The sequence below is a fragment of the Streptomyces synnematoformans genome, from assembly GCF_039531005.1.
In the GTDB taxonomy this organism is placed as follows: Bacteria; Actinomycetota; Actinomycetes; order Streptomycetales; family Streptomycetaceae; genus Streptomyces; species Streptomyces synnematoformans.
Map to the genome: position 1 here is coordinate 1 of NZ_BAAAPF010000052.1, position 22705 is coordinate 22705.

At 72.5% G+C, this 22705-nt stretch carries 24 protein-coding genes; 13 read left to right on the plus strand and 11 right to left on the minus strand.

Annotation, left to right across the window (positions count from 1 at the left end):
* A partial coding sequence (locus tag ABD317_RS11580; RefSeq protein ID WP_344289695.1) for a glycosyltransferase family 87 protein occupies positions 1-1420 on the plus strand: 1420 nt, incomplete at its 5' end.
* A 63-nt stretch (positions 1421-1483) separates the two neighbouring features.
* Here the strand turns inward: ABD317_RS11580 and ABD317_RS11585 are convergent.
* The 3 genes from ABD317_RS11585 to ABD317_RS11595 form a co-directional block, all read right to left on the minus strand.
* Positions 1484-2515 (minus strand): alanine racemase, encoded by a 1032-nt coding sequence (locus tag ABD317_RS11585; protein WP_027752919.1) that lies wholly within the window; start codon positions 2513-2515, stop codon positions 1484-1486.
* An 85-nt stretch (positions 2516-2600) separates the two neighbouring features.
* Positions 2601-3719 (minus strand): lipid II:glycine glycyltransferase FemX, encoded by a 1119-nt coding sequence (locus ABD317_RS11590; protein ID WP_344289696.1) that lies wholly within the window; start codon positions 3717-3719, stop codon positions 2601-2603.
* A 192-nt stretch (positions 3720-3911) separates the two neighbouring features.
* Positions 3912-4217, minus strand: coding sequence for a hypothetical protein (locus ABD317_RS11595; protein WP_344289697.1), 306 nt, complete (start codon positions 4215-4217; stop codon positions 3912-3914).
* A 293-nt stretch (positions 4218-4510) separates the two neighbouring features.
* Between ABD317_RS11595 and rpsF the strand changes: the two genes are divergently transcribed.
* From rpsF to rplI, 4 genes are all read left to right on the plus strand, one after another.
* On the plus strand, positions 4511-4801 hold the full coding sequence (gene rpsF, locus ABD317_RS11600; RefSeq protein ID WP_027752916.1) for a 30S ribosomal protein S6: 291 nt from the start codon (positions 4511-4513) through the stop codon (positions 4799-4801).
* 85 nt (positions 4802-4886) lie between these two features.
* Positions 4887-5474, plus strand: a complete 588-nt coding sequence (locus tag ABD317_RS11605) for a single-stranded DNA-binding protein (RefSeq protein WP_027752915.1) — start codon at positions 4887-4889, stop codon at positions 5472-5474.
* A gap of 72 nt (positions 5475-5546) precedes the next feature.
* Positions 5547-5783: a 30S ribosomal protein S18 gene (rpsR, locus tag ABD317_RS11610; protein ID WP_018838794.1), complete on the plus strand. Its 237-nt coding sequence runs from the start codon at positions 5547-5549 to the stop codon at positions 5781-5783.
* 18 nt (positions 5784-5801) lie between these two features.
* On the plus strand, positions 5802-6248 hold the full coding sequence (rplI, locus tag ABD317_RS11615) for a 50S ribosomal protein L9 (protein ID WP_027752914.1): 447 nt from the start codon (positions 5802-5804) through the stop codon (positions 6246-6248).
* Between the two features lie 147 nt (positions 6249-6395).
* On the opposite strand, the gene ABD317_RS11620 is transcribed toward rplI, so the two are convergent.
* Positions 6396-7790 (minus strand): MATE family efflux transporter, encoded by a 1395-nt coding sequence (locus ABD317_RS11620; RefSeq protein WP_344289698.1) that lies wholly within the window; start codon positions 7788-7790, stop codon positions 6396-6398.
* Positions 7791-8433: 643 nt separating this feature from the next.
* Between ABD317_RS11620 and dnaB the strand changes: the two genes are divergently transcribed.
* The 3 genes from dnaB to ABD317_RS11635 are packed head-to-tail and all read left to right on the plus strand — an operon-like array spanning position 8434 to position 11014.
* Positions 8434-10554 (plus strand): replicative DNA helicase, encoded by a 2121-nt coding sequence (dnaB, locus tag ABD317_RS11625; RefSeq protein ID WP_425582337.1) that lies wholly within the window; start codon positions 8434-8436, stop codon positions 10552-10554.
* Positions 10555-10595: 41 nt separating this feature from the next.
* A complete protein-coding gene (locus ABD317_RS11630) occupies positions 10596-10868 on the plus strand; it encodes a DUF1877 family protein (RefSeq protein WP_344289713.1) in 273 nt (90 codons plus the stop codon).
* Positions 10856-11014, plus strand: a complete 159-nt coding sequence (locus ABD317_RS11635; RefSeq protein WP_344289716.1) for a hypothetical protein — start codon at positions 10856-10858, stop codon at positions 11012-11014. Before ABD317_RS11630 ends, ABD317_RS11635 begins: the two co-directional genes overlap by 13 nt.
* A gap of 37 nt (positions 11015-11051) precedes the next feature.
* On the opposite strand, the gene ABD317_RS11640 is transcribed toward ABD317_RS11635, so the two are convergent.
* Both ABD317_RS11640 and ABD317_RS11645 read right to left on the minus strand, forming a co-directional pair.
* Positions 11052-11894 (minus strand): phosphotransferase, encoded by an 843-nt coding sequence (locus tag ABD317_RS11640; RefSeq protein WP_344289699.1) that lies wholly within the window; start codon positions 11892-11894, stop codon positions 11052-11054.
* Between the two features lie 50 nt (positions 11895-11944).
* A complete protein-coding gene (locus ABD317_RS11645) occupies positions 11945-12787 on the minus strand; it encodes an SDR family oxidoreductase (protein ID WP_344289700.1) in 843 nt (280 codons plus the stop codon).
* Between the two features lie 55 nt (positions 12788-12842).
* On the opposite strand from ABD317_RS11645, the gene ABD317_RS11650 reads away from it, so the two are divergent.
* Together ABD317_RS11650 and ABD317_RS11655 are read left to right on the plus strand one after the other, a co-directional pair.
* Positions 12843-13229: a winged helix-turn-helix transcriptional regulator gene (locus ABD317_RS11650; RefSeq protein WP_344289701.1), complete on the plus strand. Its 387-nt coding sequence runs from the start codon at positions 12843-12845 to the stop codon at positions 13227-13229.
* Between the two features lie 42 nt (positions 13230-13271).
* Positions 13272-14105: a pentapeptide repeat-containing protein gene (locus ABD317_RS11655; protein WP_344289702.1), complete on the plus strand. Its 834-nt coding sequence runs from the start codon at positions 13272-13274 to the stop codon at positions 14103-14105.
* Positions 14106-14147: 42 nt separating this feature from the next.
* On the opposite strand, the gene ABD317_RS11660 is transcribed toward ABD317_RS11655, so the two are convergent.
* The 5 genes from ABD317_RS11660 to ABD317_RS11680 all read right to left on the minus strand — a co-directional run bounded on the left by ABD317_RS11660 (position 14148) and on the right by ABD317_RS11680 (position 18629).
* Positions 14148-14909, minus strand: a complete 762-nt coding sequence (locus ABD317_RS11660) for a PIG-L deacetylase family protein (protein WP_344289703.1) — start codon at positions 14907-14909, stop codon at positions 14148-14150.
* 105 nt (positions 14910-15014) lie between these two features.
* Positions 15015-15734 carry an ABC-2 transporter permease gene (locus ABD317_RS11665; RefSeq protein ID WP_027752907.1) on the minus strand — a complete coding sequence of 240 codons (720 nt, stop codon included), beginning with the start codon at positions 15732-15734 and terminating at the stop codon, positions 15015-15017.
* A gap of 21 nt (positions 15735-15755) precedes the next feature.
* Positions 15756-16667: an ATP-binding cassette domain-containing protein gene (locus tag ABD317_RS11670; RefSeq protein WP_027752906.1), complete on the minus strand. Its 912-nt coding sequence runs from the start codon at positions 16665-16667 to the stop codon at positions 15756-15758.
* A complete protein-coding gene (locus ABD317_RS11675) occupies positions 16664-17632 on the minus strand; it encodes an ABC transporter permease (RefSeq protein ID WP_344289704.1) in 969 nt (322 codons plus the stop codon). Before ABD317_RS11675 ends, ABD317_RS11670 begins: the two co-directional genes overlap by 4 nt.
* Positions 17622-18629, minus strand: coding sequence for an ATP-binding cassette domain-containing protein (locus tag ABD317_RS11680; RefSeq protein ID WP_027752904.1), 1008 nt, complete (start codon positions 18627-18629; stop codon positions 17622-17624). Before ABD317_RS11680 ends, ABD317_RS11675 begins: the two co-directional genes overlap by 11 nt.
* 277 nt (positions 18630-18906) lie before the next feature.
* On the opposite strand from ABD317_RS11680, the gene ABD317_RS11685 reads away from it, so the two are divergent.
* From ABD317_RS11685 to ABD317_RS11695, 3 genes are all read left to right on the plus strand, one after another.
* A complete protein-coding gene (locus tag ABD317_RS11685; RefSeq protein ID WP_344289705.1) occupies positions 18907-19773 on the plus strand; it encodes a M24 family metallopeptidase in 867 nt (288 codons plus the stop codon).
* Entirely contained in the window at positions 19770-21548 is a 1779-nt protein-coding gene (locus ABD317_RS11690; RefSeq protein WP_344289706.1) for an SDR family oxidoreductase, read from the plus strand. Before ABD317_RS11685 ends, ABD317_RS11690 begins: the two co-directional genes overlap by 4 nt.
* A gap of 118 nt (positions 21549-21666) precedes the next feature.
* Entirely contained in the window at positions 21667-22653 is a 987-nt protein-coding gene (locus ABD317_RS11695; protein ID WP_344289714.1) for a MerR family transcriptional regulator, read from the plus strand.
* Positions 22654-22705: the final 52 nt, after the last annotated feature.

Genomic DNA, 22705 nt, shown 5'->3' on the forward strand with positions numbered 1-22705 from the left:
CGGCCGCCGGGCGCTCTTCGGCGGCTCCTGGTGGACCCCGGTGCGGGTGGTCGTGCTCGTCGCCATCGGGATGTTCGCGCTGGGGATGGTGCAGAAGTACCCCTGCTACGACGGCGCCTGGTTCTCCGGCGCCAACGCCCAGTACACCCGCGCCTGCTACTCCGACATCCCGCACCTCTACCAGGGCCGCGGCTTCGCCGACGACCTCACGCCGTACTTCGACCGCATCCCGCCCGAGGTCTCCGGCGGCATGGAGTACCTCGAATACCCGGTCCTGACCGGGCTGTTCATGGAGGTCGCCGCCTGGTTCACACCGGGCGGCGACGACCTGGTGCACCGCGAGCAGGTCTACTGGCTCGTCAACGCCGGCATGCTGATGGCCTGCGCCGCGATCGTCGCCCTCTGCGTCGCGCGTACGCACCGCCGCCGGCCCTGGGACGGCCTCCTCGTCGCCCTCGCGCCCGCGCTCGCGCTCACCGCGACGATCAACTGGGACCTGCTCGCCGTCGCCCTCACCGCCGCCGCGATGCTCGCCTGGTCCCGCAGCCGGCCCGCCGCCGCCGGCGTGCTCCTCGGCCTCGCCACCGCCGCCAAGCTGTACCCCGCACTGCTGCTGTGGCCCCTGCTGCTGCTCTGCCTGCGCGCCGGGCGGCTACGGGAGTTCGGCACCGCGACCGCCGGCGCCGCCGGCGCGTGGCTCGTCGTCAACCTGCCCGTGATGATCAAGGCGCCGGACGGCTGGGCGAAGTTCTACACGTTCAGCCAGGAGCGGGGCGTCGACTTCGGCTCGTTCTGGCTGATCATCTCCCAGCGCTCCGGAGAGCCCCTGGACGACGCGAACATCTACGCCGCCTGCCTGATGGCCCTCGGCTGTCTCGGGATCGGCGCCCTCGCGCTCACGGCGCCGCGCCGGCCGCGCTTCGCGCAACTGGCGTTCCTGGTCGTGGCGCTGTTCATCGTCACCAACAAGGTCTACTCGCCGCAGTACGTGCTGTGGCTCATCCCGCTCGCGGCGCTCGCCCGGCCGCGCTGGCGCGACTTCCTCGTCTGGCAGGGCTGCGAGGTCGCGTACTACCTGGGCATCTGGCTCTACCTCGCGTACACCAACGGCGGCGAGGACGCCAAGGGCCTGCCCCCGGACGGCTACCACGTGGCCATCGCGGCGCATCTGCTCGGCACGCTGTACCTGTGCGCGCTCGTCGTCCGCGACATCCTCATGCCGGACCGCGATCCCGTACGCCGCCTCGGCGACGACGACCCCGGCGGGGGCGTCCTGGACCGGGCGCCGGACGAGCGGGTGCTCGGCGAGGCGGGCCACGGGCGGCACGCGGCGGGCGTACCGGACGCGTACGGGGCGCCGCAGGTGCGCTGGGGCGCGGAACGGGTCACGAAACCCGGCCGGGTGTCCCCCATCGAGTGAACCCGGAGGGGGTCTGGGGGCGAAGCCCCCGGGATTCCCCTGCCGGGCCACCGGAGGAGCGGCTCAGCGCTCCACCACCCGGTCCGGCTGCGTCGTCGTGTGCCGCAGGTGCGCGACCATCTCGTCCCCCTGCACCGGAGCCGACGACTCCGCCGGCAGGTACAGGATCGACACCTGCATGTGCGGCGGCTCCGCGAACCAGCGCTGTCTGCCCTCCCACACGAACGGCGACAGGTTGCGGTTCACCGTCGCCAGCCCCGCCCGTGCGACGCCCTTCGCCCGCGGCATCATCCCGTGCATCGCCTTCGGCGCCTCCAGCCCGACCCCCTGCGACGTACCGCCCGCGACCACCACCAGGTGGCCGTCGCCCGACACCTTCTGCTGCCGGTAGCCGAAGCGGTCGCCCTTCGTCACGCGCGTGACGTCCAGCACCGTGCCGCGGTACTCCGTCGCGTCGTGGTCCCCCAGCCACAGCCGGGTGCCGATACGCGCCCGGAAGCGCGTCTGCGGGAACTGCCGCTGCAACTGCTCGAACTCGTCCGGCTGCAGGTGGCTGACGTACATCGTGTGCAGCGGCAGCCGCGCCGCGCGCAGCCGGTCCATCCACGCGATGACCTCGTCCACCGCGCTGGAGCCGTCCGCGCGGTCCAGCGGCAGGTGGATCGCGAAGCCCTCCAGCGTCACGTCCGCCAGCAGCGACGACAGCTTGGGCAGGTCCTCCTCCGTCACCCCGTGCCGCCGCATCGAACTCATCACCTCGATGACGATCCGGGCCCCGACCAGCCGCCCCACCGCGTCCACCGACGCGACGGTGCGGATGACCCGCGTGGGCAGCGGCACGGGCTCCTCGGTCAGCTGGTACGGGGTGAGGACCAGCAGGTCGCCGCTGACGAAGTCGCGCGCCCGCGCCGCCTCGTACACCGTGCCCACCGCCAGCGGGCCCGTCCCCAGCCGGGCGGCCTCGGTGGCCAGGCGTTCCTGGCCGAAGCCGTAGCCGTTGCCCTTGCAGACGGGGACCAGCCCGGGGAACTGCTCCAGGACGTGCTGCTGGTGTGCGCGCCAGCGCGCGGAATCGACGTAGAGCGTGAGCGGCATGGCGGTCGGTCTACCTTCCTTCGCGGGGTCGGGGGCCCTCTCCTTCGCGCGCAAGTCCGCTGCTTCGCGCGCAAGTCCGCCGTGGTCAGCGGCGGGACATGTAGATGTCGAGAGCCTTGTGGAGCAGCTTATTCAGTGGGTAGTCCCACTCGCCCAGGTATTCGGCGGCCTGCCCGCCCGTGCCCACCTTGAACTGGATCAGCCCGAAGAGGTGGTCGCTGTCGACGAGCGCGTCGCCGATGCCGCGCAGGTCGTAGACGTGCGCGCCGGCGGCGTGCGCGTCCTTCATCATCTGCCACTGGATGGCGTTCGACGGCCGCACCTCGCGCCCGTGGTTGGCGGAGGCACCGTACGAGTACCACACGTGCCCGCCCACCGTCAGCATCGTCGTCGCGGCCAGGCACTCGCCGTTGTGGAGCGCGAAGTACAGCCGCATCCGGCCCGGCTCCTCGGCGTTGAGCACCTTCCACATGCGCTCGAAGTACGCCTGCGGCCGCGGCCGGAACTTGTCGCGCTCGGCCGTGATCTCGTACAGCCGCTGCCACTCGCCGAAGTGCTCCAGACCGCCCTGCACCACCTCGACGCCGGCCTTCTCGGCCTTCTTGACGTTGCGCCGCCACAGCTGGTTGAAGCCCTTGAACACCTCGTCCAGGGAACGCCCCGCCAGCGGCACCTGGAAGACGTACCGCGGCTGTACGTCGCCGAAGCCGGCGCCGCCGTCCTCGCCCTGCTGCCAGCCCATCCGCCGCAGCCGCTCGGCGACCTCGAACGCCTGCGGCTCGACGACGTCGGCGTTCACGTCGCGCAGCCGCTTGACGTCCGGGTCGGCGATGCCCGCCTTGATCGTCGGGGCCTCCCAGCGGCGGATGATCACCGGCGGGCCCATCTTCACGGAGAACGCGCCCTGCCGCTTCAGGTGCGCCAGCATCGGCGTCAGCCACGCCTCAAGGTTCGGCGCCTGCCAGTCGATGACCGGCCCCTCCGGCAGATACGCCAGATACCGCTTCACCTTGGGCAGCTGCCGGTACAGCACCAGCCCCGCGCCCACCTGCCGGCCGTCCGCGTCGAACCAGCCCAGGTTCTCCGCACGCCACTCGGACTTGACGTCCGCCCACGCCGGCACCTGGCAGTGGCTCGCCGAGGGCAGGCTGCGGATGTACGCCAGATGCTGCTCGCGGCTGATGGGCTGCAGGGTCAGGCTCATGGCGGCGCTCCTCATGCTGCGGCGGGTTGCCGACTGCGGCAGGCTTCTCGCGGGTGAAGCCTACTGCGGGCGCACCCCGCCCCAGGGGGGAAGGCCCTCGAAGGCACCAAGCCGCGGCGCCGCGCGTACGGGCCGGACGCAGCCTGACGTAGCCGCGCAGCCGGGCGCGGCCGGATGCGCTAGCCGGATGCGCTAGAGCGAGAAGCCGCCGTGCGCCATCCCCAGGAAGAAGCCGAGCGCGGCCGCCCCCAGCCCCAGGACCATCAGGAAGCGCTCCCGGGTGGTCACGGAGATCATCTGTCCCCATGCCCCGGTGCCGATCCCGATCAGTCCCGCCCAGGTCGCGGGCACGTGCAGGCTGCTCCACTGCGCCAGGACGAGCGCGAGGGCGCCGACCACCACCGTGATCGCGAGCAGCGTGTCCTGCGTGACGTGGTGCTTGCCGTCGCTGGCGAAGAGGCCGATGTTCCGTTGCGGGGGCTGTACTGCCTGAGGCATTGGGCACCTCCATGCCCGTATGGCGGCGCGGGCTCCAGATTCGTACGTGACGCCGCTCACACCCGTTGTGTACAGATTGCCGGGAATCGTGGCCGGATTTCAACCGGAAGGGCAGCTGCGGGTACTGTGTACGGTCTGTAGCGGAGTCCGCCCTGGCCATCCCGCCGCACCCGCGCCCCGTTCGGCGGCGCCGCCGCGGTTGTCAGTGCCGGGCGCTACCGTTGCGACGCAACGAAGAACCTCCTGCCACGGAGAGACCGTGGCCGCCGAGTCCAGAGGAGGTGGGTTCCACAATGCGTCACTACGAGGTGATGGTCATCCTCGACCCCGATCTCGAGGAGCGTGCAGTCTCCCCGTTGATCGAGTCCTTCCTGTCCGTGATCCGTGAGGCCAAGGGCAAGGTGGAGAAGGTCGACACCTGGGGCCGTCGTCGTCTCGCTTACGAGATCAAGAAGAAGCCCGAGGGCATCTACTCGGTCATCGACATCGAGGCCGAGGCCGATGTCGTCAAGGAGCTCGACCGGCAGATGAACCTCAACGAGTCGGTGCTGCGGACCAAGGTCCTGCGCCCCGCAATCCACTGACGGCAACCGACGAGTAACAACGTACGAGTAACCGAACCGACAAGCCAGACCGCAACACCCGGCAGCAACCGCGAGAGGTCAAGACATGGCAGGCGAGACCGTCATCACCGTCGTCGGAAACCTGACCGATGACCCCGAGCTGCGCTTCACGCCGTCCGGCGCGGCCGTCGCGAACTTCACGATCGCGTCGACGCCCCGGACGTTCGACCGCCAGACGAACGAGTGGAAGGACGGCGACCCGCTGTTCCTCCGCGCGTCGATCTGGCGCCAGGCGGCGGAGAACGTCGCCGAGTCGCTGACGCGCGGCACACGCGTGGTTGCCCAGGGCCGGCTCCGCCAGCGTTCGTACGAGACCCAGCAGGGTGAGAAGCGGACCGTGGTGGAGATGGAGGTCGACGAGATCGGCCCCGCGCTCCGGTACGCCACCGCCAAGGTCACCAAGACCACCGGCAGGGGCGGCCAGGGCGGCGGCTTCGGCGGCGGCGGTCAGCAGGGCGGCCAGGGCTGGGGCGGCAACTCCGGCGGCGGCCAGGGCGGCCAGGGCGGCGGCCCGCAGGGCGACCCCTGGTCCGGCGGCGGTCAGCAGGGCGGCGGCCAGGGCGGCTGGGGCGGGAACCCCGGCGGCGGCCAGGGCGGCCAGGGCGGCGGTTACTCGGACGAGCCCCCGTTCTGATCCCGGGCTCCCCGGGACGTGACGAGGGTGCTCGCACACCACACTTCTTGATCACACTGGAGCAAAGACATCATGGCGAAGCCGCCTCCGCGCAAGCCGAAGAAGAAGGTTTGCGTCTTCTGCAAGGAGAAGATCTCCTACGTCGACTACAAGGACACGAACCTGCTGCGGAAGTTCATCTCCGACCGCGGCAAGATCCGTGCCCGCCGGGTCACCGGCAACTGCACCCAGCACCAGCGCGACGTCGCCACGGCCGTGAAGAACAGCCGTGAGATGGCGCTGCTGCCCTACACCTCGACCGCGCGCTGACAGGAGGGTGAGCGAAGCATGAAGATCATCCTCAAGGGCGAGGTCACCGGCCTCGGTGCCGCGGGCGACGTCGTCGAGGTCAAGGACGGGTACGCCCGCAACTACCTGATCCCGGGCGGGCTGGCCATCCGCTGGACCCGCGGCGGGGAGAAGGACGTCGAGCAGATCCGCCGCGGCCGCAAGCTGCGCGAGATCGCCTCGGTCGAGCAGGCCAACGCCGTCAAGTCGGAGCTGGAGGGCGTGCAGGTGCGCCTGTCCACGCGCGCCGGCGCCAGCGGCCGCCTCTTCGGCGCCGTCACCCCGGCCGACATCGCCACGGCGATCAAGGCGGCCGGCGGCCCGGACGTCGACAAGCGCCGCATCGAGCTGTCCGCGCCGATCAAGAGCCTCGGCGCCCACCAGGTGTCCGTACGGCTGCACCCCGAGGTCGACGCCAAGGTCGGCGTCGAGGTCGTGGCCGGCTGACGCCGGAGGCCGACGAGCAGGACGCAGCAGTGGGCCGCACCCTTGCGTGGGTGCGGCCCTCTGCCGTGCTCGCGGGCGGGCGTACGGCCCTGGCGGGGTCACGCCGCCCGGGGACGTCCCCCTGGAGGCCCTACGTCCCGGCCGGGCCTACGCCCGGACGGCGCCCGTGACCAGCCACCGCCCCGACCGCGCGCGCAGCCACAGCGTCGCCAGCCGGGTCAGCATCATCAGCCCCATCGCCCACCACAGCGCCGTCAGCCCTCCGCCCAGCGCCGGCACCGCCAGCGCCGCCGGCGCGAAGACCGCCAGCGTCAGCAGCATCGCCCACGCCAGGTACGGCCCGTCGCCCGCGCCCATGAGCACGCCGTCGAGCACGAACACCACCCCCGCCACCGGCTGCGCCACCGCGACGACCAGCAGCGCCGGCAGCAGCGCGCCGCGCACCCCCGCGTCGTCCGTGAACAGCGGCAGGATCAGCGGCCGGGCCGCCACCACCAGCGCCCCCAGCACCGCGCCCGTCGCGACCCCCCACCACACCATCCGCCGGCACGCCTCCCGCGCCCCGTCCACGTCCCCGGCGCCCAGGTACCGGCCGATGATCGCCTGTCCGGCGATCGCGATCGCGTCGAGCGCGAACGCCAGCAGCGACCAGATGCTCAGCACCACCTGGTGCGCCGCGACCGACTCGTCCCCGAGCCCCGCCGCCACCGCCGTCGCGATGAGCAGCACGGCGCGCAGCGACAGCGTACGGATCAGCAGCGGCGCCCCCGCCCGCGCGGAGGCCCGGATGCCGGCCGGGTGCGGGCGCAGCGCCGCGCCGTGCCGCCGGGCGCCGCGCACGACGACGCCCAGGTACACCGCCGCCATCCCCCACTGGGCGAGCACGGTACCCCAGGCGGAGCCGGCGATGCCGAGGCCGGCGCCGTAGACGAGCGCGACGTTCAGCACGGCGTTGGCGGAGAAGCCGCCGATCGCGACGTACAGCGGCGTGCGGGTGTCCTGCAGCCCGCGCAGCACGCCGGTGGCGGCGAAGACGACGAGCATGGCGGGGATGCCGAGCGCGCTGATGCGCAGGTACGTGGTCGCGTGCGGCGCGGCGGTGTCGGAGGCGCCGAAGAGGCCGACGAGGCCGGCCGCGGTCGGCACGGTGACGGCGACGAGCACGGCGCCGAGCAGCGCGGCGAGCCAGATGCCGTCGACGCCCTGCCGGATGGCGGCGCGCAGGTCGCCGGCGCCGACGCGGCGGGCGACGGCGGCGGTGGTGGCGTAGGCGAGGAAGACGAAGACGCTCACGGCGGTGGTGAGGAGCGCGGCGGCGACGCCGAGGCCGGCGAGCTGCGGGGTGCCGAGGTGGCCGACGATGGCGCTGTCGGCGAGCACGAAGAGCGGTTCGGCGACGAGGGCGCCGAAGGCGGGGACGGCGAGGGCGACGATCTCGCGGTCGTGCCGCCGCCGGGTCTGGCGCAGGGGCCGTCGGGTCCGGCGCCGGCGCTCGTCGGGCGGTCCTGGCTCGGCTTCGGCGGGCGCGGGGACATCGTGCATGCAGCAAATCTAATAGTCCACAGGTAACAGACGCAACTGCTTGTGGACACTTACATCCCCCCGCGTGCGAGAGGATCACCCGCGGCGCCGGCCGCAACCGTGGCCCGGACGGGGAAGTTTTTCTCCTCCACCGGCGGTGGATGGAGAAGTGGCAGGTCAAACGGGTGATCGCGGAGCGATAGTGTGCTTGTCCACAGCGCTGTCCCCCGGCTCGTGCACAGCTTTCCCCAAGTAATCCACAGGTTGGCGGACGCTTTCCACACCCCCTGTGGATAGTGCAATTGGCCGGAGCCCGCCGCGGACCTACGGTGGACCCTCCCCCTGCCGGCAGCGGCGCCCCCGCCTCCCGCGGACCGGGGGGCGGCCGACGCGCCGTAAGCGGAACGCCGCGGACGAATTGTCAGCGGTGTGCCGTAAGAAAGAGGGGCGCCCTGAGAGGTCCGCCGCGAGGCGGGTGGGAGGAGGTGGGGCAGCCGTGTCCGAGCAACGGGACTACGTGGACACCATGCCCGGGGACGCCCGTCCGCCGCGTGGTGAGGCGGACCGGCCCGCCCCCGAGGACCCCTGGGGCCCCGGCGCCCCCGCCGCCTTCGAGCGCGTACCCCCGCAGGACCTGGACGCCGAGCAGTCCGTCCTCGGCGGCATGCTGCTGTCCAAGGACGCCATCGCCGACGTCGTCGAGGTGCTCAAGGGCCACGACTTCTACCGCCCGGCCCACGAAACCGTCTACACCGCCATCCTCGACCTCTACGCCCGCGGCGAACCGGCCGACCCCATCACCGTCTCCGCCGAGCTCACCAAGCGCGGCGAACTCGCCCGCGTAGGCGGCGCCTCCTACCTCCACACCCTCGTCCAGTCCGTCCCCACCGCCGCCAACGCGGAGTACTACGCCGAGATCGTCCACCAGCGCGCCATCCTCCGCCGCCTGGTCGAGGCCGGCACGCGCATCACCCAGATGGGATACGCCGCCGACGGCGAGGTCGACGACATCGTCAACTCCGCCCAGGCCGAGATCTACGCCGTCACCGAGCAGCGCACCGCGGAGGACTACCTCCCCCTCGGCGAGATCATGGAGGGCGCCCTCGACGAGATCGAGGCCATCGGCTCCCGCAGCGGCCAGATGTCCGGCGTCCCCACCGGCTTCACCGACCTCGACTCCCTGACGAACGGCCTCCACCCCGGCCAGATGATCGTCGTCGCCGCCCGCCCCGCGATGGGCAAGGCCCTCGCCCTCGACACCCCGCTGCCCACCCCCACGGGCTGGACGACGATGGGCGAGGTCCGCCCCGGCGACCTCCTCCTCGCCGCCGACGGCTCCCCGACCCGCGTGGCCGCCGCCACGGAGGTCATGACCGGCCGCCCGTGCTACGAGGTCACCTTCGACGACGGCACCACGATCGTCGCCGACGCGGACCACCGGTGGCTGACGGACACCCGGGCCTCCCGCCGCTCCCCGCGCACCCCGCCCGCGGTCCGGACGACCAAGGAGATCGCGGAGACCCTGCGCTGCACGAACCTGGCGGACAACCGCCTCAACCACTCCATCCCCACCACCGCCCCCCTCGCCCTGCCGCCCCGCCCCCTCCCCGTCGAGCCGTACGCCTACGGCAGCCGTCCGGGGGAGCTGCTGGCGGACGGCCTTCCCCAGGACTACCTGCGCGGCTCGATCGAGCAGCGCCGGCACCTGCTCGCCGGACTCCTCGACAGCGACGGAACGGTCACCCGCACGGGCTCGGTCCGCTTCGCGGCCACCAGCAGGACACTGGCCCGGGACTTCCGCGAACTCGTCACGAGCCTCGGCTACCGCTGCGGCATGACGACGAAGCAAGTCCCGGGGCGCACCGGGCAGCCGGCCACCGTCTACACCGTCAACTTCACCACCGCCGACGACGTCTTCCGGCTGGAGCACAAGCGGCACACACACGCGGCACGGCGGAAGCCCGGCACCCGCCGGCCCGCACAGCGCTTCGTCACCGACGTCCGCGAGGTCCCCAGCGTCCCCGTCCGCTGCGTCCAGGTCGAGCACCCCGACCACCTATACCTGGCCTCCCGGTCGATGGTGCCGACGCACAACAGCACCCTCGCCCTAGACTTCGCCCGCGCCTGCTCGATCAAGAACAACCTGCCCAGCGTCATCTTCTCGCTGGAGATGGGCCGCAACGAGATCGCCATGCGCCTGCTCTCCGCGGAAGCCCGCGTGGCGCTGCACCACATGCGCTCCGGCAGCATGACCGACGACGACTGGACCCGCCTCGCCCGCCGGATGCCGGAGGTGACGGGCGCCCCGCTCTACATCGACGACTCGCCGAACCTGTCGATGATGGAGATCCGCGCCAAGTGCCGCCGCCTGAAGCAGCGCAACGACCTCCAGATGATCGTCATCGACTACCTCCAGCTGATGCAGACGGGCGGCTCCCGCCGCCCGGAGAGCCGCCAGCAGGAGGTCTCGGAGATGTCCCGGAACCTCAAGCTCCTCGCCAAGGAACTGGAAGTCCCGGTCATCGCCCTCTCCCAGCTCAACCGCGGCCCCGAACAGCGCACGGACAAGAAGCCGATGGTCTCCGACCTCCGCGAAAGCGGATCGATCGAGCAGGACGCAGACATGGTCATCTTGCTGCACCGCGAGGACGCGTACGAAAAGGAGTCCCCGCGCGCGGGCGAGGCCGACCTGATCGTGGCCAAACACCGCAACGGCCCCACGGCGACGATCACGGTGGCGTTCCAGGGCCACTACTCCCGCTTCGTGGACATGGCCCAGACCTGACCGCTGGGTTCCCCGTAAACGTCATCTACGGCGAGGAACCGATCCCCGAGGCGGAGGACTGGGGTTACGGTCCGCCGCGCTACCTCACTCCCGGACAGGTGCGGACGGCCGCCGCGGCACTCGCGACAACCACCTTTGACCGACCGGCTCACGGCGTGACTTCGGAGGACCTGGCCCGCGCGGAGGTCTATCCGCTGGTCGTCTGGGAGCGCGGTGAGTCGTTCGACTACGTGCGAGACCACTACGAAGCACTCGTCGCGTTCTTCCAGGTGGCGGCGCGGGACGGGGACGCGTTGCTGGTGTGGCTGGGCTAGGAGGCGTCCGTGGCCGGGGAGACGGCCTGACCGCGGAGCTGCCCGTTCCGGAGTGGGAGGGCCACCACCCCGAGCAGCTGACCGCCGACGACTTCGAGAAGGTCTGGAGCACCGCCCGCCGGCAGATCGCGGCCCGCGCGCCGTGACTTGGGCGGGGCTGCGGATCGGGACCCGGCGGCCCGTTCAGCCCGGTGCGTGGTGATCGAGGGCAGCGCGAACCCGGTTGAGTCCCTCCGCCCGCCAGTGGCCCCGGTCCGGCATCTGGTCGTCCCGGCGCCAGCGCCAGGCCGAGAACATCGCCCAGTTCAGGGCGCGGCAGCGCTGGACCAGGCCGAGGTCAGCCCCGGCATAGTGCTCTCCCACTGCTTCGGGGGCATGGGCGAGGTCGAACTCGATCGGCCCGCGGCAGCACGTGGCGAGGTCCACGAGGAGCGGCCCTCGCCTCGTGTTGAGGAGGTTGCCCGGATGCGGCTCGCCGTGCAGCAGCTGGTCGGCGGTTTCGTCGCCGCTGATCGTGGCGCTCAGCCCGCCGAGTGTGGTGCTGAGGAGGTCCCGGTCAGCATCGGGCAGCTCGGGGGATCGTTCCCGGTCGTTCACCTCGCTCAGCGCCGCGGCGATCCGGTCGGTGACATGCGGTGCGTCCAGATCCGTCCGGCGCAGGGCGGCATGGTGCCGCGTGAGCACGTCCGCGTAGTCGGTCGGCGCGATCTCTGATCCCACGGGTTCGTAGTAGGTCCAGAGCGAGATGGCGAAGGTGTCGCGCGCATAGACCCGGGGCTCGACGCGGGGATCGAGTTCGGCCACCGGTGCGTCGACGCCGGCGAGACGGTGAGCAACCTCCACCTCGAACTCGGAACCGGCCAGGTGCCCGGAGGGTGCGACCCGGGCGAGCACATCGCACGGGGCCAGGCGCAGCGCGACGCGGTCCGAGTTGTGGATGACGACGGCGTCCTCGACCTGAAGTCCCAGCTCCGAAGCGGTTGCCCGGCCCGCCGCCACCGCTCGGCGGAGTTCTGACGGCTCCATGCCGTTCTCCCTCGTCGTTGAGTGCACAGTCCGGGTCATCGGCCACGATCTCACCGGAACAGGTCCGCATGCTGCTCGGCCCAGTCCCGGAACGACAACGGCGCCCGCCCGAGGACCCTCTCGACGTCCGGGCTGACGGCCACCTCCTCCGGCGTTGGTTCGGCCAGGATGGACAGCGTGCCCTCGGCGACCGGCTCGGGCATCATCTGGAGCATCTGCTCGCGTGCCTGGTCACGGGTTACCTCCACGTACGACAACGGGGCCCCGAGGGCACCGGCGATCGCCTCGACGCGCTCCCTCGGGGTGGTGGCGGCCGGGCCGGTCAGCGTGTAGGTCCGGCCCGAGTGCCGTCCCTCGACGAGGCAGGCCGCGGCGACCTCGGCGATGTCGCGGGGATCGACGCTGGGCAGCCCCACGTCACCGAAGGGCGCGAAGACCGTCTTCCCCGACCGGATGCCCGGCGCCCACGCGGCGGCATTGCTGTGGAAGCCGCCGGGACGCAGGATCGTCCATTCGAGGCCCGAGTTCCGCACCGCCTCCTCCAAGGCGGCCAGCGGAGCGTGCGAGACCGAGCCTGGCCGGGTCGATACGGCCTGTGAGGAGAGCAGGACGACGCGCCGTACTCCGGCCTCCCCGGCGTTCGCGAGCACCCGCGGTCCGTCGACGTGCGCACCTGCGCCGGAGACGAGGAGGAAGAGGGCGTCGGCGCCTTCCAGCGCCGGCCGCAGGGTTGCGGGGTCGGCCAGGTCGGCGACGACGGGACGGACTCCGTGGCCGGCCGGAAGGGGGCTGGACCGGCCCCGCGACACGGCTGTGACGGTGTGTCCGGCTCGGCGGAGAGCATGGGTGAGTGGTCGGCCTACGTTTCCGGTGGCTCCGGTCACAGTGATCATGCCGAGGACAGTACGAGTGTGCTGATAGTGGGTTCCCCATGGATAGTATTGGGCCATGGCGAAGACGTGGCGGCCCGAAGCGGACACGGATCCGGTGGAGGCGTGTCCGATCGGGCCGGTCGTCGACATGGTTTTCAGTCGGTGGACGACGCCGATCCTGTGGGCGCTGCACGAGTGCGGGACCCAGCGCTTCGTCGAGCTGCAGCGGCGCCTCGGCGGGATCACGCCGAAGGTGTTGACGCAGCGGCTGCGCCAGCTCGAACGTGACGGCCTGGTCGCGCGGACCTATCACGCCGAGGTGCCGCCGCGGGTGGAGTATGAGATCACTGACCTCGGACGCAGTCTCGGCTCGGTGTTCGCCGCGCTCGGCGAGTGGTCCGCGGCCCACATGTCAGAGGTCGAGAAGGCCCGCGAGGCCTACACCGGCCCCCTTCCCCGCTGATCCGGCAGGATCAGACGGGTCCACGGCAGGAGTTCACCCACGTTGTCCCAGAAGCACGAACGCCCGTTTCCCGACGCCGCCGGGCCCGGTCTGCAAGCCGACTGCGGCAGCTGCTTCGGGCTGTGCTGTGTCGCGTTGCCCTTCGCGGCCTCGGCGGACTTCGCGATCGACAAGGACGGCGGCCGGCCCTGCCCGAACCTGCAGACGGACTTCCGCTGCGGCATCCACGCACAGCTGCGCCAGCGCGGGTACTCGGGCTGCACCGTCTTCGACTGCTTCGGCGCGGGCCAGCAGGTCTCCCAGGTCACCTTCGGCGGGCGGGACTGGCGGCAGGCTCCGCACACTGCCCGGCAGATGTTCGACGTGTTCCCCGTCATGCGGCAGCTCCATGAGCTGCTCTGGTACCTGACCGAAGCACTGGCACTGCCGCCGGCCCGCCCCGTCCGCGGCGAGCTGCGCCGCGCGCTGGCGAAGACCGAACGCCTCACCGGCGGCAGCGCCCGGGAGCTGACGGAGCTGGATGTGGCCGCGCACCGGGGCGACGTCAACGCCCTGCTGCTGCGCACGAGCGAACTGGTGCGGGCCACGGTCCCGGGCCGCAAGAAGGACCGCAGGGGAGCCGACCTCGTCGGGGCCGATCTCCGCGGCGCCCGCCTGCGGGGCGCCGACCTCCGCGGCGCCTGCCTCATCGCCGCCGACCTCAAGGGCGCCGACCTGAGATCGGCCGATCTGATCGGTGCCGACCTGCGTGACGCCGACCTGAGCGGCGCCGACCTCACCGGCAGCATCTTCCTCACCCAGGCCCAGCTCAACGCGGCCAGGGGCGACACCGCCGCCACACTGCCGCCGGCCCTCGCCCGCCCCGCGCACTGGTAGCCCCCGGCCACGGGGACTGGTCGCCCCGCCGGTGATCCCGGGTCAGTCCTCGTCGGACTCGGGGAAGAGGTCCGGTGGCGCCTGCAGGTCGTGGGCGCGGAACAGGACGGCGTGTTCGACGCCCGCGGCCTTGCCGGCCATCGCGGTGAACTGCGGGATGAAGTCCTTCGGGACCGGGTGGTCCGGGAGCGCGGCCAGGTAGGCGGCGTGTGCCTCCAGGGAGGCGACGCCGCGGCGCAGGGGCTCGCCGGTGACCTCGACGCCGTGGGTTGCGCCGGAGTCGGTGATCGCGGGGTGGAGGAGCCAGCGTGCGGAGTGCGGTTCGAGGCCCTCGTCGTCGACCTGTTCCGGGAAGACCCAGCGGTTGCCGGCGTCGCGGACCGCGTCGAGTGTGGCGAGCCCGGCCGCGCGGTGGTCGGCCTGGTCGAAGCCGTACGGGGCCTCGACCTCGTACCCCGTGCCGAGGACGACGTCGGGCTTGAACCGGCGGATCTCCCGGCAGATGTCCCGGCGCAGGTCGAGGCCGTAGACGAGGACGCCGTCGGGGTGTTCGAGGACGGTCAGGTGCTCGACGCCGACGACGGCGCAGGCGGCCCGCTGCTCGGCGACGCGCAGGCGGGCCGTCTCCTCGGGCGGGTTCGGCATGCCGGCCTCGCCGCGGGTGAGCAGGAGGTAGCCGACCTCGATGCCGCGCGCGGTCCAGCGGGCGACGGCCGCGGACGTGCCGTACTCCATGTCGTCGGGGTGCGCGACGACGCAGAGTACGCGCTGGAAGGTCTCCTCGGGGAGGGCAGGCAGTGTCATGTCGGCCATCCTTCCTCGTTCGCGGCCCGCCGTCAGGTATTCGCGGGCGCCGGTAGTGCGCCAGTGGTGCGCGGGTGGTGCGCCGGGGCGCGTTGCCGCGCGCTTCTACTCCTCGCCCGCCAGCGTCAGCGACCGCAGCCGCTGGGCGGCGAACCAGGTCGTGCCCACGGTGACCACGGCCAGCAGCACCGTCGCCACCGGCAGCGCCACCTCGGACACGAGGTGTCCGCCCTGGCCGATCCTCTCGCCCACCGCCAGCGACCACTGCTGGATGCTCAGCGTCTGCACGCCCTCGACGAGGCTGCCGAGCAGCGCCTCCCACACCAGCGCATAGACCAGTCCGAAGACGACCGCGTGCCGCGAGATCGTGCCGAGCATCAGGAAGAAGGCGGCGTACGCCACGGACCCGACCGCGGCGGCGAGGGCGTACGCGACGGCCAGGCGGCTGCCGTTGCCGCCGAGGATGAACCCGGCGATCAGCGTGGGGACGGCGGAGAAGGCGGCGGTGATGCCGATGGCGACGGTCAGCTTGGTGAGGATGATCGTCGGCCGCGGCACGGGCTTCGCGAGCAGGTAGACGATCGAACTGTCGTCGATCTCCGGGCCGATGGCGCCCGTGCCGGCGATGACGCCGATCAGCGGCACCATGGTCGCCAGCGCGAAGCCGCCGAGGACGCCGGCGGTGACCTCGTCGTCGGCGCCGACGAGGGCGCGTACGACGATGGCGATGACGATGAGCAGCGCGGGCAGCAGGAGCAGGATGAGGGCCCGGCGGCGGCCGAGTACGGCCCGCTGGGTGAGCCGGGCGACGGTGGGGTGGTACAGCATCGCGTTCTTCGCTCCTTCTCAGGCCGCGACCAGGTACGAGAAGACGGATTCCAGGGACTCGTCGGACGGCGAGACCTCGTAGAGGCGGATGCCGTGGTCCCTGGCGACGCGCGGCAGCAAGGCGGTGAAGCGGGCGAAGTCGACGGCCTGGACGTGCAGTATGCCGTCGCGCTGGTCGAGTTCGAGCCCGGCGGTGGACGGGTCGGCGATGAGCGCGGAGGCGAGCGCGCGGTCGTCGCTGGAGCGTACGGCGTAGTGGTGCGGGCGGTCGGTCATCAGCCGGCGGATCTTGCGGAAGTCGCCGGAGGCGGCGTGCCGGCCGGCGACGACCACCTCGATGTGCGCGGCAAGCTGCTCGACCTCCTCCAGGATGTGCGAGGAGAACAGCACGGTGCGGCCCGCGGCGCCCATACTCCTCAGGAGATCCATGAGGTGCATGCGCTGGCGCGGGTCCATGCCGTTGAACGGCTCGTCGAGGAGCAGCACGTCGGGCTCGTGGACGAGCGCGGAGGCCATCTTCACGCGCTGCCGCATGCCCTTGCTGTACGTGCCGATCCGGCGGTTCTGCGCGTACTCCATCTCGACCGTGGCCAGCGCCTTCTGGGCGGCGGCTCTGCCCAGGCCGTGCAGCTCGGCGTTGGCGCGGACGAACTCGCGGCCGGTGAGGAAGTCGTACATCGCCTCGCGCTCGGGGACGAGCCCGATGTGCTTGTAGACCTGCTCGTTGCGCCAGATGCGGACGCCGTCGAGGGTGACCGCGCCGGTGGAGGGGGCGAGGAAGCCGGCCATCATGTTGATGAGGGTCGACTTGCCGGCGCCGTTGGGGCCGAGGAGGCCGGTGACGCCCGGGCCGATGGCCATGGTCACGTCGTTGACGGCGACGACGTTGCCGAACCAGCGGGAGACGCTGTCGATCCGGATGGTGGTCACAGTCCGGCCTTTCGGTAGCGGCGCAGCAGGAACAGGTAGCAGCCGGCGATGACGGCGAGGGCGATCAGCAGTGCGGCCGTCCCGGCCGCGGTGGACGGGTCGACGGGTTCGGGGGCGGCGCTGGCGGGGGTCGCGCCGAGGAACGTCGACTGGACGTTGTCGATGAGGCCGACGGGCGAGAAGAGCGCGAACCAGCCGATGGCGTCGAGGTTGTCCTGCTCCCAGGCGATGCCCTGCAGCGCGCCCACGGCGCCGAACGGCACGGTGAACGCGGCGATGACGGCGGCGACGCCGAAGCCGCGGCGCGGGGTGAGGGCGGCGATGGCCAGCCCGATGCCGGCGAAGAGCAGCGACAGCAGGGCGACGGAGACGAGCGCCTGGGCGACGCCCTTGGTCTGGTCGGTGAAGTCCAGCTTCGCCAGCAGCGCGCCGACGTAGAGGATCAGCAGGGGGGTGGCGGTGAGGATGAAGAGCGCGGAGGCCATCGCGGCGTACTTGGCGAGGACGTAGTCGACGCGCTCGACGGGGCGGGAGAAGTACAGCGGGACGGTCCGGAACCGCAGGTCGCGGGAGACGGCCACGGGCGCCTGGGCGGCGATGAAGAGGAAGATGACCGGCTGGAGGAAGATCGCGTAGTCGGTGTACTCCAGCGGGAGTTCGTCCAGGTTGGTGCCGACGGCGACCGCGACGATGATGAGCGCGACCAGGCTCATGATGCCGAAGAGGAGCGCGGGCGGCACCTTGGACTTGGCGGAGCGGCCGAGGCCGTACGCGGCGCGCAGCGACTGGGTGAACAGCGAGCGGCGGGCGTAGCCGCGGCCGAGGCGGGGGCCGTCGTAGTGGCGGTAGCCAATGTCGTGGATGACGTCGGTGGCGGCGGCGGGTGCGCCGGTGGCGGGGTCGGTGCCGGGGCTGGTGCCGGGGGCGGGGCCGGGGTCGCCGGTGGCGGGCGCGTCAGTGGGCATGAGGGCTTCCTGCGGGGTCGGCCGCGGTGGTGCTCGCGGTGTCGCCGCTCGCGGCGTTCGTCGGGTGGTGGGTGTCGTCGTCGCGGAAGATCTCCGCGATGCGGTGGCGGCGCTGCTCCATGCGCACCAGCCCGAGCCCGAGCCCGGCCACCGCGTCCCGTACGACGTCGTACGTGTCCTCGTCCGCGGCGTCGACGTACAGCAGGCGCCCGTCCGCGGTGATCTCCAGGCCCGCGCCGGCGAGCGTCTTGCGGAGGGTGGCGGTGCCGTCGGGGTGGGCGTCGGTGTCGGTCACCTCGACCGCGAGGGTGGCGGTGGTCTGGGTGAAGTCGCTGGTGGAGCTGGAGCGCAGCAGCCGGCCGCCGTCGATGACGACGACGTGGTCGCTGGTTCGTTCCAGCTCGCCGAGGAGGTGCGAGGTGACGAGGACGGAGATGCCGAAGTCGGTGTGTACGCGCCGGATGAGGCCCAGCATGTCGTCGCGGCCGACGGGGTCGAGGCCGTTGGTCGGCTCGTCGAGGAAGACCAGCTGCGGGTCGTGCACGAGGGCCTGGGCGAGCTTGACGCGCTGCTTCATGCCGGTGGAGTAGCCGCCGATGGGGCGGTAGCGCTCCTCGTACAGGCCGACGTGGCGCAGGGTGTCGGCGGTGCGTTCGCGGGCGGCGGTGGCGGGCAGCCCGGACATGCGCGCCATGTGCACGACGAACTCCGTGGCGGAGACGTCGGGCGGCAGGCAGTCGTGTTCCGGCATGTAGCCGACGCGCTCGCGGATGGCGGCGGCGGTGGCGCTGCCGGCGGCCACGTCGAGGCCGAGCACGCTGGCGGAGCCCTCGGAGGCGGGCGACAGGCCGAGCAGGATCTTGATCAGCGTGGACTTGCCGGCGCCGTTGGCGCCGACGAGGCCCGTGACCCCGGGGCCGATGTCGAGGGTGAGCCCGTCGAGCGCGGTGACCCGGGGAAACCGTTTGCTCAGGTTCTCGGTGGCGATGACTGTCACGTGGCAGACGGTAGTGGGGCGCCGGGCCGGGCGGCGTCCCCCCTGGCGATGGTTGCCGGGTACGACCGGGGGGTGACGGACCCGTAGGGGGAAGGGCCGGGAACCCTGAGGTTACCGGGGGTATCCACAGGGCGACTGCGGGCATTGACGGAGCCACGGGCCGATGTCACAGTCATTGGTGTCAGCTTTTGTCCGGGCCGGCTTCGGCGAAGTCGGCCCGGGCGGTGCGGGTTTGACCGATGCCGGGTTGCGCGGCGGGAGCGGGAGGGGCGGACTGATGACGGTCACCGGGTCCCCGGAGGTGCTGCGGGGGTTCAGAAGTGTGCAGCGGCTGGCGTACGAGTGCGCGGAGGCGGTGGCGGCGCAGCTCCGGCCGGGGGTGACGGAGCGGGAGGCCGCGCGGATGCAGCGGGAGTGGCTGCGCGGACGCGGGGTGCGGGACTGGTTCCATCTGCCCTTCGCGTGGTTCGGCGACCGGACGGCGTTCGCCGGCTTCCGGGTGCCGCTGCAGTTCTTCCCGACGAACCGGGAGCTGGCGCCGGGCATGCCGTTCATCCTCGACCTCGCGCCGGTGCACGGCGGGCATCCGGCCGACGTGGGCTATTCCGGCTGCCTCGGCCCCAACCCCGTGCACGACCGGCTGATGCGCGACCTGCGGGTGCACCGCGAGCTGATCCTGCGCGAGGTGCGCGAGCGCCGCCCGCTGCGGGAGATCTACGAGGACGTCGAGCGGCTGATGGTCCGGCAGGGCTATCACAACCGGCACCGCGCCTATCCGTTCGGCGTCATCGCGCACAAGGTCGACCGGGTCCCGGAGCGGCGCTTCTCGCCGCACGTCTTCGGGTTCGGCACGCAGAGCCTGAAGGGGCTGGCGAAGGACGCCCTGCGCGGGCACCGCGAGGGCTGGTCGCCGCTGTGGAGCCCGTACCGGTTCTCGCAGCACCCGCCGCGGCCGGGGCTGTGGGCGGTGGAGCCGCATCTGGGCTTCCGGGGCACGGGCGCGAAGTTCGAGGAGCTGCTGGTCGTCACGGACTCGCGGGACGCGCAGGAGAGCGCGTTCTGGCTGGACGACGATCTGCCGCACGTGCGGCGGTGGGCAGAGGCGGAGGCGGACCGGGAGCAGGAGAGGGAGCGGGCGGCATGAACGGACACGAGACGGACGGCGGCGCCACCGTACGGGAGCGGTGGGTCCGCGCCGAGGGGGTCGAGCTGTGCGTGGCGGAGCTGGGGGACGCCGGGCAGCCGACGGTGGTGCTGCTGCACGGCTATCCGGACAGCAAGGAGGTGTGGTCCGAGGTCGCGTCCCGGCTGGCGGAGCGCTTCCACGTCGTGCTGTACGACGTCCGCGGCCACGGCCGGTCCACCGCGCCGGACCCGCTGAGGGGCGGGTTCACGCTGGAGAAGCTCACCGGCGACTTCCTCGCCGTCGCCGACGCCGTCAGCCCGGAGCGCCCGGTGCACCTCGTCGGGCACGACTGGGGCTCGGTGCAGGGCTGGGAGTGCACGACGGTGGCGCGCACGGAGGGCCGCATCGCGTCGTTCACCTCCCTCTCCGGCCCCTCCCTCGACCACTTCGGGCACTGGATCAACGCCCGGCTGCGCCGCCCCACGCCGCGGCGGGCCGCCCAGCTGCTCGGCCAGACCGCCAAGTCCTGGTATGTGTACCTGCTGCACACCCCCGTGCTGCCCGAGCTGGCCTGGCGCGGCCCGCTCGGCGCCCGCTGGCCGGCGATCCTGCGGCGGCTGGAGAAGGTCCCCGCCGACGGCTACCCGACACCCACCCTGGGCGACGACGCGGCGCACGGCGCCTGGCTCTACCGCGACAACGTCCGGGCCCGGCTGCGCCACCCACGCCCCGACGCCTACGCGCACGCCCCGGTGCAGCTCGTCACCCCCGTCGGCGACGCCTTCCTCTCCCCGAGCCTCTACGACGACCTCGACCGCTGGGTGCCGCGGCTGCTGCGGCGCACCATCGACGCCCGGCACTGGGTCCCGCGCACCCGGCCCGACCAGCTCGCCGAGTGGATCGGCGAGTTCGTGCTGGCGCACGAGGACGGCAGGCCGGTGGCGGAGACGGTTCCCGACGGGCCGTACGCCGACCGGTTCGGCGGGCGGCTGGTCCTGGTCACCGGCGCGGGCGGCGGCATCGGCCGGGCCACGGCCTTCGCCTTCGCGGAGGCCGGTGCGCGGATCGTGGCGGCGGACGTCGACGCCGAAGGCGCGGCCACGACCGCCGAGCTGTGCCGGATGATCGGCGCGCCCGAGGCGTGGGCGGAGGCCGTGGACGTCGCGGACGAGGAGGCGATGGAGAAGTTCGCGGAGCGCGTCGCCTCGTCGTACGGGGTGGTGGACGTGCTGGTGAACAACGCGGGGATCGGGGTGTCGGGCCCGTTCCTCGACACCTCGGCGGCGGACTGGCGCCGGGTGCTCGACGTCAACCTGTGGGGCGTCATCCATGGCTGCCGGCTCTTCGGCAGGCAGATGGCCGAGCGCGGCCAGGGCGGGCACATCGTCAACACCGCCTCGGCCGCCGCGTACGCGCCGTCCCGCGCCCTCCCCGCCTACTCGACGTCGAAGGCCGCGGTGCTGATGCTCTCGGAATGCCTGCGCGCGGAGCTGGCCGGGCAGGGCATCGGGGTCTCCGCCGTCTGCCCCGGCTTCGTACAGACCAACATCACCACCACCACACGGTTTACGGGTGTCTCCGATGAGGAGGAGGCGCGCCGCCGGAAGAGCGCCCACCGCCGGTACGGACAGCGGAACTACCCCGCGGAGAAGGTCGCGGACGCGGTGCTGCGGGCGGTCGTGCGCAACCAGGCGGTGGTGCCGGTGACGCCGGAGGCGCGGGGAGCGCGGCTGCTGGCCAGGTTCGCGCCGCGCGCGCTGCGGGCGATAGCCAGGGTGGAGCCGAAGCTCTAGCCCGCCACCGGCCCTTAACCCGACCAGAGCCACCCCGCCTTCCAGGAGCCCCATCGTGAGCACCGAAACCCACCGCCCGTACGCGGAACGCCACGCGATAGCACCGCGCCGGGCGGCCCTGTCCGACCGGCGGGAGCGGGCGCAGCGGCCGGCCGGCGAGTACCGGATCGAGGACCTGGCGCACGCCAGCGGCACGACCGTGCGCAACATCCGCGCGTACGCCGACCGCGGGCTGCTGCCCCGGCCGGAGCGGCGCGGCCGGACCAACGTCTACGGCGACGAACACCTCGCCCGGCTGCGCCAGATCGCCGGCCTGCTCGACCGCGGCTACACCCTGGCGTCCATCAAGGAGCTGCTGGAGGCGTGGGACGCGGGCCGCGGGCTCGGCGGTGTGCTGGGCCTGGTCGCCGAGGTGCAGGGGCCGTGGAGCGACGAGGAGTCCGGGCAGCTGACCCGGGCGGAGCTGGCGGAGCTGTTCGGCGGGGCGGCGGACGAGTCCGCGGTCGAGGAGGCCGTCGAGCTGGGTGTGCTGGAGCGGGTGCCGGGCGAGCCCGACCTGTTCCTCGTACCCAGCCCCCAACAGCTCACGGTCGCCGCGGAACTGCACGCCGCGGGCGTCCCGTTCGCCGCCATCACCGGCCAGCTGCGCCAGCTGCGGCTGCGGGTGGAGGAGATAGCCGCCGGACTGCTCGACTTCACCGCCGAGTACGTCTTCCAGCGCTACCTCGACCACCCTCCGTCGGACGCGGAGGCGACCGAGGCCGCCGGGCTGGTGCGCCGGCTGCGGCCGCTGGCGCAGCAGACGATGGACGCGGAGCTGGCCCGGGCGATGCGCACCCTGGCCACGCGCCAGCTCCACGAGCACCTCACCGGCCCGCCCCAGCCGCCGGCCGCCGCCCCGGCGGCGGTCCCGGTGAGCCTGCCGGCGGCCACGGTGGCGGCGGTACGCGACCTGGTGGGCCCGGCGGCGACGGCGGAGTTCGTCACCTCGGCGACGGAACGGGAGGTCCACAAGCGCCGCATGGACACCCTGGCGACCGGCGGCGGCAGGGAGACCGGCCCGGCCGGTCCGGTCAGTCCGGCCGGCCCGGCCGGTCCGCGGTGATCCGAGGGCCCGGGCGAAGGCAGGGTTGACCCCTCGATACCCACGACTCACC